Here is a 12,354-nt window from a genome sequence, read left to right as displayed (position 1 = left end):
TGTGCCGCCAGTTATCTTGGCGGCCCGCTCGATGGCGGCGCTGCGGCCGGCCCCGGATCAGGCGGTAGGAACTCGTCACCAAGCTTGGCAGCAACGTCCTGCATCTGCTCTAGCCCGAATTGGTTACCGGGGACCCCTAGATCGGTGCGCATCCGCTGAAGGAGGTCCATTGTGAACGGAGCAGAGTCAGCACTGTACTTGCCAATTTTGTAGACTAGAACGTCCGAGTTGTGACGCAACGAATCAGCCGGCATTTTTGATTGATTCCAGCGGAATTTTCCTATTTCTGGAGCCAAGACAAAGAGCTGAGACGCCACTACAGACGCGGCACGTTGCGTTTCAGTGGACCCAAGAATATGGAGTGGTACCACCGCGGTTTGGTACGCGTCCGATGACACCACGAACGCGTCGAAGAGGCTGTTGGGCACGGGTTTCCCCTCGGCGCTTGCCAATTGGGCCGACCTGCCGATCGCGGCGAGTGCGTCGGCCAGGTCAACCGTAGCTCTCAAGACATCGGTATAGACTTTTTGCCTGGCGTCCCGGAGGTAGGCTTTCGTCGCCGACTCCTCCTCAGCGGCCTGGGCCGAACTTTGCCATGCAAGACTGTTGTTGCTTGTCTGCCAGGAAACGAATGCAGACACCGCACCGGAAACTAGAACTGCGAGCGCAGCAATTAGCGCGATACTGAGTTCTTTATGCCACGAAGGCCGTGAATGTTCCGGCTTCGACTCTGTTTCCTCTTTCGCGCGCTCGAAAACGTCTTTCTGCGATCCACGCCGACTTCCCCGACCCATCGACGCACACTAGCAATATTTGCTGCCCCAGACGGGCCATCATCGCCTCGCGATGACGTACTCGAAGCGTTTCAGCCGCGGAGGCCCTCCGTAGGGGATCGCAGGGCCTGCGAGTGACCAACGCTCTCTGCGCCATTCGATCTGCGACTGGCCCGAGTTCGTCGGGATACCCGACCAACCGGAGTCGGCACCTACTGCTTGAGTTGAACCCGCTGTCTTTGATCCGCAGTGGTTGTCCTAGCGGCTTAACCGTGGCACGGCACCAGCGCCTCCAGCAGCAGCGCCTCGGCGATGGCCGCGCGCTCCAGCACCCCGAGGTGCAGGCTCTCGTTGATGCTGTGCGCCTGGGTCCCTGGATCCTCGACGCCGGTGACCAGAATTCTGGCGTCGGGGTAGGCGTTGGCGAACTCGGCGATGAACGGAATCGATCCGCCCATCCCCATATCGATCGGATCGCGTCCCCACGCCTCCCGGAACGACGCCCGCGCCGCGTCATAGACCGGCCCCGCGGCGTCGATGGCGTAGGGCTGACCCACGTCACCCGGCGTCACGGTGACGTGCGCACCCCACGGTGCGTGCGCCTCCAGGTGCCGGGTCAGGGCCGCGAGGTGCGCACGCGCGTCACCGCCGGGGGCCACCCGCATGCTGACCTTCGCCCGTGCACGCGGGATCAGGGTGTTCGACGAGGACGCTATCGGCGTGGTGTCGATGCCGATGACGGTGATGGCCGGCTTGGCCCAGAGCCGTTGAACGACTGAGCCGGAACCGATCTCGCAGACCCCGTCGAGCAGACCCGATTCGGCGCGGACCCGGCCGGCCGGGTAGTCGACGTCGGCGGCCACCCCCTCGTGCAGACCGTCCACCACCACGTTGCCGTCATCGTCATGCAGGCTGGCCAGCAGCCGCACCAGCGCGGTGAGCGCGTCGGGCACCACCCCGCCCCACAGCCCGGAGTGCAGACCGTGGTCGAGCGTCGCGACCTCCACAACACAGTCGGCCAGTCCCCGCAGCGACACCGTCAGGGACGGGATGTCGATGCTCCAGTTCTCGGAGTCGGCGATCACGATCACGTCGGCGGCCAGCGCCTCCCGATGGGCGGCCAGCAGCGCGCCAAGCGACGGCGAGCCGGACTCCTCCTCCCCCTCCACGAACACCGTGACGCCCACCGGCGGATTCCCGCCGTGCGCCCGGAACGCCGCCAGATGCGTTGCGATCCCGGCCTTGTCGTCTGCGGTACCACGCCCGTAGAGGCGTCCGTCACGCTCAGTTGGCTCAAACGGCGGTGAGTTCCACTGCGCACGATCGCCTTCGGGTTGCACGTCGTGATGGGCGTACAGCAGAACCGTCGGCGCACCCGGCGGCGCGGGGTGGTGCGCGATCACGGCGGGCGCTCCGCCCTCGCTGACGATCCGCACATCGCCGAAGCCCGCATCCGACAACAACTTCGACACGGCCTCCGCGCTGCGCTGGACCTCGTCACGACGCGCCGGATCGGCCCACACGGACTCGATCCGCACCAGATCCTCGAGGTCGGCTCGCACCGATGGCAGAAGTTCACGGACCCGATCGACCAGATCACTCATGAGAACGACGTTAGTCGCTTCCACCATTCGGCGAGCGTGCGCAATCTCCGGTTCGAACGCGGCGTGTCGCCCGCAGACACGCGCGGTCGCGGGAAGGCAGGCAGTGGGCTGGCTAGGACTCCAGGACGGCGACCGCGGCTGCGGTATCCGCCTCGTGTGTCAGCGACAGATGGATCGTCACATCCTTGAGGTGTTCAGCGATTGCGCCCGACAGCCGCACCTTGGGCCGCCCCCACATGTCGGTGACGATCTCGATGTCGCGGTGGATGCCCTCTGGCAGCACGGGCCGCTTGCTGAACCGCGAACCCGACCACGCCTTGATCACGGCCTCCTTGGCCGCCCAACGCGCCGCGAGGTGCCGCGCCGCCGACGAACTCTTGTCCGCGGCGTCGCGGCGCTCCCCCGGCGTGAACGTCTCAGCGAACACAGTGCCCGGCTGATCGACCTGCTCAGCGAAATCCGGAATGTTGACCAGGTCGATGCCGACCCCAACGATGCTCACGCGCAGAAGCTACCGCACCGCGTGCGGCTGCCCGCGCACGCACTCACCGTCACCGCGTTCCAGGCACGTGCCCTCATCGCTGCGTGTACCAACCGTCCTCGCCGAGGCGCGACGTCGGGTCGAGCAACATGTCGGCCTCCTGCCGCTTCTCCGGCGAGTCGTGGTTGAAGCGCCTGTCAGCGGGCTTCTCGTACAGCGCGGGCCCGCCGGCAATCGCCGACGCCAGCCTGCGCTGACCGTTCAGCACGCGCTCACCCGCGCGACGACGGTAGTCCTCGCGCTGCTCAGCGGTCAGCGACCTCAGGAAGGCCTCCGGGTGCACCAGCGCGACGAGGCCCGACACGTGACCGAACCCGAGGCTCGTCACCAGACCGGCCTTGAGCGGGAACTTCTCGCCCAGATGCAGGGTCTCGCGCACCCACACGAAGTGCGAGGCGTGGGCCAGCTCGTCATCGACACAGTCCAGGCTGCGGTTCGGCGGAATCACGCCGTCGCGCAGCATCTGGCACATGCCCATCATCTGGAACGCCGCCGCACCACCCTTGCTGTGACCGGTGAGGCTCTTCTGGCTGACGATGAACAGCGGCGCACCCGCCGAACGTCCCATCGCCGCCGCGAGCCGCTCGTGCAGCTCCGTCTCGTTGGGGTCGTTGGCCAACGTCGACGTGTCGTGCTTGGACACCACGGCGATATCGTCCGCGCCGACGCCGAGCTTCGCCAACGAGCGAGCCAGCTCCGACTCCCGGCCGCCACGGCCTGCGGCCAGCGCGCCCAGACCCGGTGCGGGGATCGACGTGTGGACGCCATCACCGAACGATGACGCGTAGCCCACGACCGCGAGCACCGGCAGACCCATGGCCAGCGCGAGGTCACCACGGGCCAGCAGAATCGTGCCGCCGCCCTGAGACTCCACGAAGCCCAACCGGCGCCGGTCGTTGGCGCGGGAGAACTTGGAGTCGCTGATGCCCTTGGCCCGCATCGTGTCGGTCTCGGCGGTGGCCGACATGTCACCGAACCCGATGACCGCCTCCAGCGTCAGATCGTCGTAACCACCGGCGACCACGAACTGAGCCTTGCCCAGCTTGATCTTGTCGACGCCCTCCTCGACCGACACCGCCGCCGTCGCGCATGCCGCGACGGGGTGGATCATCGCGCCGTAGCTGCCCACATACGACTGCACGACGTGGCCTGCGAAGACGTTCGGCAGAACCTCCTGCAGGATGTCGTTCGGCTTGTTCACGCCCAGCAGGTTGCCGTGGTACATCCGCTGCATCGACGTCATGCCGCCCATGCCCGTGCCCTGCGTGCTGGCCACCAGGCTGGGGTGCACCCAGCGCATCAGCTCGGCCGGGGTGAACCCGGACGACAGGAACGCGTCCACCGTCGTGACGAGGTTCCACAGCGCCACGCGGTCGATCGATCCGGCCATTTCCTGGCCGATGCCGTAGACGGTCGGATCGAACCCGGAGGGGATCTGCGCACCGACGCTGCGGGACAGCTTCACCGTGCGAGGCACCCGGATCTCGGTGCCCGCCTTGCGGGTGACCTTCCAGTCGGAGCCCTCGGGTGCGGGTGCGATGACCGTGTGCTCGGGATCGAACTGCGCGAATGCCCGCGCCTCCTCCTCCGAGGACACCACGAAGGTGAAGTCCTTGTCGAGGAACACCGAGACCAGCAGCGGTGCACCGTGATCGGCAGGCATCGCACCGTCATCGACGAACTCGCGGATGCCGACCCGCTCGATGACGGCGTCGTGGTAGCGCTCCACCAGTTCGCCCTCGTCGACCATGTCGCCGGTCTGCGTGTCGTACCAACCCGGCTTCGGGTCGTCCTCCCACTTGACCAGGCCCGTGGTCCAGGCCAGTTCCAGCACGCCTGCGGCCGACAGCTCACCGGAGGTCTCGACCTCGAAGCGGGTCCGCGACGAGCCGTAGGGCCCGAGCTCGGCACCACCGACGATAACCACCAGATCGGCGGGATCGACGTCCAGGTCAGCCCACGCGGGCGGCGGAGCCGAGGTGTAGCCGCGCGGCGGCGACGGCAGTGCCGAGATGGTGCCGGTCGGGACGTCATCGTCGTCCTGCGGCGCCTCGGCCGAGGCCTCCTCGCGCGCCTTGGCCGCGAGTTCGGCCATGTCGATCTCGATCTCACCGAGCCCGCCGGTCAGATCGGCCGTCAGCGGCTCACGCGCCGCGGCGACCTTGGACTCGATATCGCACAGGTCGAGCAGCATCGACGCCATCTGCTCGGTCGAGTAGGTGGTCAGACCCGCCTCTTCGACCGCGCCGACGATGGCGTCGTTGTGACCCATCAGGCCGGTGCCCTTAGTCCAGCCGATCAGCGCGTGTGCCAGCGAAACCCGCTGCGCCCACGACGTCTCGGCCTTCCACCGGGACACCACCGCGTCCAGCGCGGCCTTCGCCTCGCCGTAGGCACCGTCACCGCCGAACATGCCGCGGTTGGGCGATCCCGGCAGCACAACGTGCAGGCGTGCGGCGATATCGCGCTCGGCACCGATGTGCGACAGCCCGCCGATGAGACGCTGAACGGCCCACAGCAGGACCTTCATCTCCATCTCGGAGCGCGAACCGGCCTCCGACAGGTCACCGGCCACGCGCGGCGCCGCGAACGGGAACAGCAGTGTGGGGGTGAGTGCGTCCTTGAGGTGGATCGCCTGCGGCCCAACGCTTTCGATCTGCTCGTTGCCCACCCACTCGACGAGTGCGTCGATATCGGAGTAGGACGCCATGTTGGCCGGCACCACCCACAGTTGAGCACCGAAGCGAGCGTTGTCCCGGTAGAGCGTGCGGTAGAACGCCAGCCGGTCGTCGTTCAGCTTGGAGGTGGTGGCGATGACCGTGGCGCCACCGTTGAGCAGCTGCCCGATGACGGACGCAGCGATTGACCCCTTCGATGCACCGGTGACAACGGCGATCTCCTGGGTGTAGCGGCCGTTGTCGGGGTTCTCCGCTCCCGCAGCGGCACGGCCGTAGAGCGCCGCGTGGACGTTGCGTCCCGCGGCGAGCGCCCTGCCCTGCCACCAGTTGGCCTGGGTGGCCACGACGTGTCCGGCACCCTCGAAGCGCTCGGACAGCCGCTCCCAGTCGGTGTCGATATCACCCTCGTCGGTCAGCCACAGCCGCGCGAGATCCTCACGCGCACTGGCCCACCGGTCGTCGAACAGCACAGCCTTGCGGCCATCGAACGCCGGGGCGACCAGACGCGGCCAGTCCGAACCGAGTTCGGCGGTGACCAGATCGATCAGTTCAGTGTCGGTGGCGTCGGGGGCACTGACCGGGTTGTCCAGGCCGAGCTGTCCGAGGATCATTCGGGCAGTCGACGCGAGCACGCCGTCGCGCCCGGTGACCTTCTCGGCGAACTCATTCAGTGCTGCCGAGTCAACAACGCCACCGGCCCCACCGCCCGCCGACGGCAGGGACACCGCGATGCCCTTGCGCGCGGCGACAGCCGAGACTGCGGCGTCGACGACCTTGTCCACCGCTGCGGCATCGGCCAGGGCACCGTCGTGCAGTCCGCCCAGGGAGCCGCTGCGGACGCTGGATCCCTCGCGGGTGCCCAGTGCCACCTCGACGGTGACGTGCTTGGCCCAGCCCGGTCCGAGTTCCCAGGTCTTGGTGACCCGCTCGGTCAGATATGCCGGGCGCTTGCCGGACGGCCCGAGGATCGTGCGCAGCTGGTCGTTGATCGCGTCGCTGAGGACGGGACCGAACGGCTTGTAGGTACGCGCGAGCTTGGAGACCTGCCCCTTGAGCGCGGCAAGATCGGCCTCAGCGGCACCGTCGATGGCGCCGAGATTCAGCTCGGAGCCGAGGTCGACGAGCAGCTGGTTGCGGCGGGACGACGCCCCGTCGGTGATGGACTCGATGGAGTCCAGCGCCTCAATCTGATCGATACGCATCTTGGCCGACAGCGCGATGAGCGCCACGGTGGCGTCGGCGGCGTCGAACACGATGTCGTCGGGGCGCGGGCCGCCGCTGGGGGCGGCGGGTGCGACCGGCGCCGCGGGTGCGGCCTCGGTCGGGGCCGCCTCGGTGACCGGGGCCGCCGCGGCGGCGGGCTCGTCGTCGTCGGGCTCCGGATCGGTGTCGGTCGCGAACAGCACGGCGGCGTCACGCTCGGCGTTGAGCACCTCAGTGGTGTTGTGCGAGTACTCCGGCAGCTTGAGGGTGTTGGTCGCCAGACCCGCGACGGTCGGCGCCGACTTCACACCGATCTCGACGAAGCGCTCCATACCGAGACCGCCTGCGGCCTCCTCGATGAAGAGCAGGTCCTGGGTCTCGATCCACCGCACCGGGCTGGCGAACTGCCAGGCCAACAGCTCGATGACGAGCAGGCGGCACAGCTCCCACGGCTTCTCGTTGATCCAGGTGTCGTAGTCGGCGAGCACCTCGTCGAGCGGCTCGGCGGGCACCAGATCGCGGATCTCCTGGATGAAGTCGCGGTCCAGGGTGAACGGCCGCGGCACCAGGTTGGGGATGTAGCGCCCGACCACCAGCGCCGGATCGGTGTCTTCGGGCAGCACGCGCTGCAGCGCACGCCGGAAGTCGTCGACGCCAACGCGCAGCACCAGCGAGTGGAACGGCACGTCGATACCGGGGATCAGGATGAATGACCGCTTGCCACCGCTGATCTCCCGACGGCGCTCGACCTCTTCCTCCAGCGCCTCCAAACCGCGGACGGTGCCGGCGATCGCGTACTGCGAGCCACGCAGGTTGTAGTTCACGATCTGCAGGAATTCGCCCGTGCGCTCGGCGATCTGCTCGACGAAGTCGTTCACGTCGTCATCGGGCAGGTCGATCTGTGACGGCCGGATCGCCGCCAGGCGGTAGTTGGACCGTCCCTGTGCGTCGCGCGGCACGATGTCGTGCATCTTGCTACCGCGGTGGAACACAGCCTCCAGCAGGCCCTCCAGCGAGTACACGCCGGACACACACGCCAGCGCGGTGTACTCACCGACGGAGTGACCGCAGGCGATGGCACCCTCGACGAACGCACCCTGCTCGCGCATCTCGGCGACCTGGGCCGCCGCGACCGTGGCCATCGCCACCTGGGTGAACTGCGTCAGGAACAGCACGCCCTCGGGATGCTGGTAGTGCACACCGCTGGCGATGAGGCTCGTCGGGTTGTCGCGCACCACGTGCAGCACCGAGAAGCCCAGCGTGTCGCGGGTGAACTTGTCGGCGTCGTCCCACACCTTGCGGGCAGCCTTGGACCGGGCGCGGACCTCCATGCCCATGCCCTTGTGCTGAATGCCCTGGCCGGGGAAGGCGTACACGGTCTTGGGCGCCGCGAGCTGCGCGCTCGCCGCCATGACCAGCTCGTTGTCGACCTTCGCGGTGACCTCGATGATCTCGGCGCCCCGGTCGATACCGACCCGGTCGACGCGGAACTCGATCTCGTCACCCGGAAGCACCATGCCCAGGAAGCGCGACGTCCAACCGACGAGGCGGGCAGGCGGGGTGGCCTGGCCGTCCGTGGCGGTGACGACGTGCTGCGCGGCCGCGGACAGCCACATGCCATGCACGATGGGCGATTTCAGACCGGCCAGCAGTGCGGCGGCCCGGTCGGTGTGAATCGGGTTGTGGTCCCCGGACACCACCGCGAACGCCCTCATATCGGTGGGGGCGGTGACGGACACGTCGCGGCGGCGACGCCGTGGTGTGTCGGTGGCGTTATCGGTGATCGCACCACCTGCGCGCGGCGGGTCGGCCAGCTCGGCCGGGCCACTGCGGCCCAGGATCGAGAACCGCTCCTGCAGCTTGGCGAGTTCGGTGCCCTCGGCGTCGGTGATGACGACGTCGACCGGCACCACGCGTCCGACCTCGGTGTCGATCGCCGCGGAAGCCGTTGCGGTGACGGTGAGTTCGGCCTTCGTCTTCGGCATGGGTGCCAGCAGGTGTGCGGCATGGTCGAGGTGGACCAGGCTCAACAGGCCCTCGACGACCGGGAAGCCGGCCTCGGTGAGAGCGGACCCGATGACGGAGAACACCGCGGGCCAGCAGCGACCGACCAATGCGTCGGGCACCAGGGTCAGGCCGGGGGCCAACGGTGCGCCGAAGGTGGCGGTGACGCCGGTGTGGTCGGCGACCTCCTCCGGATCCCAGCTGACCGTGACGGTGGTGCTGTCGTTGACGACCGGCGGAAGCGCCTCGGGGCCATCTACATTGGCCGCGATGGCCAGCACGGCGCGCATCGCTGCGGATGCGTCCTCGGTGGTGACCACAGGCATGCCACCGTCGACGGTGACCTCACCGAGGGTGAACCGGATGGTGATCCAGATGTCGGACAGCGGCACGCTCAGCGTGACCTGGCCGTCGGCCAGTTCCAGGCGCGCACCCGTCGATGGGTGTGTGGCGGAACGGTTCTCGTTGACCTGCCACTCGCTGGGCTCCCCGATGCGGTGCACCGGGTTGATCGCGGTGCGACCCGCCCACAGGACGTCGGGTGAGTCGAGGACGACGGCCAGCGGGCCGACGACGTCGGCACGGGCCTGACGGCGCGACACCACGGCAACCGGCGTCTCACCCTTTTGCGCCAGCAGTGCGACTGCCTCATCGATCGACGCCTGCTCGAAGCGGTCGAGCAGTTCGCCGATCGGCTCGTCGACGCGCGTGATGCCCTCGACAGCCTGGGTGCCGGGGATGATGCAGACCTGGTCGGCGGTGTACCGGGCGTCGTGCGCCTGCCACAGCGAGTCGCTGCGCCACCAGCGCCGCACGTCCTTGTCGATGACGGGCACGAAGTTGACCGGCTTGCCGAGCGTCTTGCACAGCGTGATGAAGAACGGCACGTCGGCGGGGTGCAGCTTGACGGTCTCTGCGTCGGGGTACTGCGCCAGCAGTGCGGCGATGGCGGCCTGCGGATCCTCCAGCAGCGCTTCGCCTTCGGCATCAGCGCCAAAGAGCGTCGGGATGGGACCCGAGTCGGCCGGGTGCAGACGCGCCTCGGCCCGCTTGAGCATCTCCTCGAAGCGGTCGCGCCAGCTGATGTCCAGCCAGGGCGAGTCACCGTTGCGGGTGTCGGCGGTGCTGTCGCCGTCGCCGATCGCCAACTCGACGTAGCGCTGCAGCCACTGCAGGAACGTCATGTCGTCGACGTCACCGAAGTACGGCTTGGCCGTGACGCCCATCGCGGCGATGATCTCGTCGCGGCGCTCGGCGACGGCGTCGGCGTCACCGGCGACGTCATCGAGCAGGCGACCGCAGCGTGATGCGGCGTTGTCGATCTCGTGGATGTCGGCACCGAGCTGGCTGCGCCCGGAAGCCATGCCGCCCTGGGCCTTTCCGGCGGACACCCAGTGGTCGGTGCCACAGGTCTCGACGAGCATCTGCTTGACCGCAGGCGAGGTGGTGGCCTCGAGCGCTGCCATTGCCGCGGTGCCGACGAGGATGCCGTCGACCGGCATCAGGGGGAAGCCGTACTGCGTGGCCCAGCGGCCGGACAGGTAGTCGGCGGCCCGCTCCGGGGTACCGATGCCGCCACCGACGCAGATCGTGATGTTGGAGCCCTTGCGGAGGTCACCGTAGGTCGAGACCAGGAGGTCGTCGAGGTCCTCCCAGGAGTGGTGGCCTCCGGCGCGGCCGCCCTCGATGTGCACGATGACCTCGCGGTCGGGCACCTCGGCGGCGATCTTGATGACCGACTTGATCTGCTCGACGGTGCCCGGCTTGAACACGACGTTACTGATACCGATGCCGTTGAGTTCCTCGATGAGGTCCACGGCCTCTTCGAGTTCGGGGATGCCCGCGGTGACCACGACGCCGTCGATCGGCGCGCCCGACTGACGGGCCTTCTGCACCAGGCGCTTTCCACCCAGCTGCAGCTTCCACAGGTACGGGTCGAGGAACAGCGAGTTGAACTGCACGGCCCGGCCGGGCTCGAGCAGCTGAGTGAGTTCCTCGATGCGGGCATCGAAGATGGGCTCGGTGACCTGACCGCCACCGGCGAGCTCGGCCCAGTGGCCGGCGTTGGCGGCGGCCGCGACGATCTTGGCGTCGACCGTTGTCGGCGTCATACCCGCCAGAAGGATCGGCGAGCGGCCGGTGAGGCGAGTGAACTTGGTCGAGAGCTTGACCGAGCCATCGGGCAACGTCACGGCGGACGGTGCGTAGCTCGACCACGCGGGTGCCACCTCGGGGGCGGCCCCGACGGTGAACAGGCTGCGCTGACCGGCGCGGGTCGCGGCAGGGACGATGCCGACACCGAGTCCGCGGATCACAGGTGCGGTCAACCGGGTCAGGGTGTCGCTCGGGCCGAGGTCGATGATCCACTTGGCGCCGGCCTCGTGCAGACGCTCGACCTCGCCGACCCAGTTGATCGGCTTGACGAAGATCGACTCCGTCAGGAAGCGCGCGAGCTCCGGGTCGATACCCGTGCGGGCCGCCCAGTTGGTGACAACCTCCACGCCGTCCGCCAGCCGAGGCGTGTGGAAGCCCACCTCGACCTGAATGCCGTGGAACACCGGGCTGAAGACTGCGCCGCCGCGCGTCTTGTTCTTGCGCTCGGCCTCCTCGCGCTCGGTGATCTTGCTGCAGTACAGCTCGAATCGAGCCAGCTGTTCGGGCGTCCCGGTGATGACCACCGAGCGCCGGCCGTTCCGGATCGACAAGACGGGCGGCAGAACCGTGCGAACGTCGGTGGAGAAATCCTCCAACAGCTCGACGATGCGCTCGGGGTCGGCGTTGGTCACCGACACCATCGGCGACTTGTCACCGCGGCCCACCATTCCCCGGCGTCGGGACACCAGCGAGCCGGCCGCGCCGATGAGCTGAAGGAGCGCCAGCAGTTCGGCATCGCGGCTGCCACCGGCCTTGAGCGCCTCCGCAGCGACGACGCCCTGCGAGTGACCTGCCATGGCGACCGGCGGGGTGCCCGCCAGATCGAGCCCCTGGCGCGTCACAGCGCGTATTGCGGCCATCTGGCTGAGAAGGATGCCCGGACCCGAGATCGCGGCGGTGATGAGCTGCTTGGGGGTCGGCAACGGCTCATCGGCGGCCAGTGCGCGAACCCACTGCATCGGCTCGAAGCCGATCGGCCGCACGACGACCAGCTCACGCGCGACGGGCTCGAGCAGCAGTGCGGCCTCGCCGACGACCTCGCTCAGTTCGGACTCGATGCCCGCCGAGCTGATCAGTTCCTCGAGGTTCTCCAGCCAGTTGCCGCCCTGACCACCGAAGGCGACGGCATAGGGTTCACCGGCGTTCAGGAGATCGACCAGGGCGTGCGCACTGTGGGCCGAGGACGACCTGTCACTCACCTCGCCATTGCGGCTGGTGGACACTCGGTCGTGTTCGTTGATCGTCACGTCTTCTCCTCGTGCGCTGTCTCGCGCGTATCACTTCGTCTGCGGCGGGTCGTCTCGTGGACCTCGCTACCCTGCGAGGTCGGGGTGATTCGGCGTCGAATCTCGGCTGGCACCGTCTTCGGCCGTCCAGCGTCACCCAGATCTTGGGCG

4 protein-coding genes are annotated in these 12,354 nt (G+C 68.1%); all 4 read right to left on the bottom strand.

Annotation, left to right across the window (positions count from 1 at the left end):
- Positions 1 to 11: 11 nt before the first annotated feature.
- Positions 12 to 794, bottom strand: coding sequence for a hypothetical protein (locus ACZY0X_RS30365; protein ID WP_463775698.1), 783 nt, complete (start codon positions 792 to 794; stop codon positions 12 to 14).
- Positions 795 to 1,039: 245 nt separating this feature from the next.
- Positions 1,040 to 2,377 carry a M20/M25/M40 family metallo-hydrolase gene (locus ACZY0X_RS30360; RefSeq protein ID WP_463775697.1) on the bottom strand — a complete coding sequence of 446 codons (1,338 nt, stop codon included), beginning with the start codon at positions 2,375 to 2,377 and terminating at the stop codon, positions 1,040 to 1,042.
- 112 nt (positions 2,378 to 2,489) lie between these two features.
- Positions 2,490 to 2,879 (bottom strand): holo-ACP synthase AcpS, encoded by a 390-nt coding sequence (acpS, locus tag ACZY0X_RS30355; RefSeq protein WP_241404274.1) that lies wholly within the window; start codon positions 2,877 to 2,879, stop codon positions 2,490 to 2,492.
- 73 nt (positions 2,880 to 2,952) lie between these two features.
- On the bottom strand, positions 2,953 to 12,204 hold the full coding sequence (locus ACZY0X_RS30350; RefSeq protein ID WP_463775696.1) for a fatty acid synthase subunit beta domain-containing protein: 9,252 nt from the start codon (positions 12,202 to 12,204) through the stop codon (positions 2,953 to 2,955).
- Positions 12,205 to 12,354 lie beyond the last annotated feature (150 nt).

This window comes from Mycobacterium sp. IDUB_39 (assembly GCF_055419205.1).
Note: the sequence above shows the minus strand (reverse complement) of the source record. Positions and strands in the feature narration are given on the sequence as shown.

Coding starts and splice junctions, on each gene's coding strand:
- ACZY0X_RS30365 (WP_463775698.1), bottom strand. CDS start 794: ATGGGTCGGGGAAGTCGGCGTGGATCGCAGAAAGACGTTTTCGAGCGC.
- ACZY0X_RS30360 (WP_463775697.1), bottom strand. CDS start 2,377: ATGAGTGATCTGGTCGATCGGGTCCGTGAACTTCTGCCATCGGTGCGA.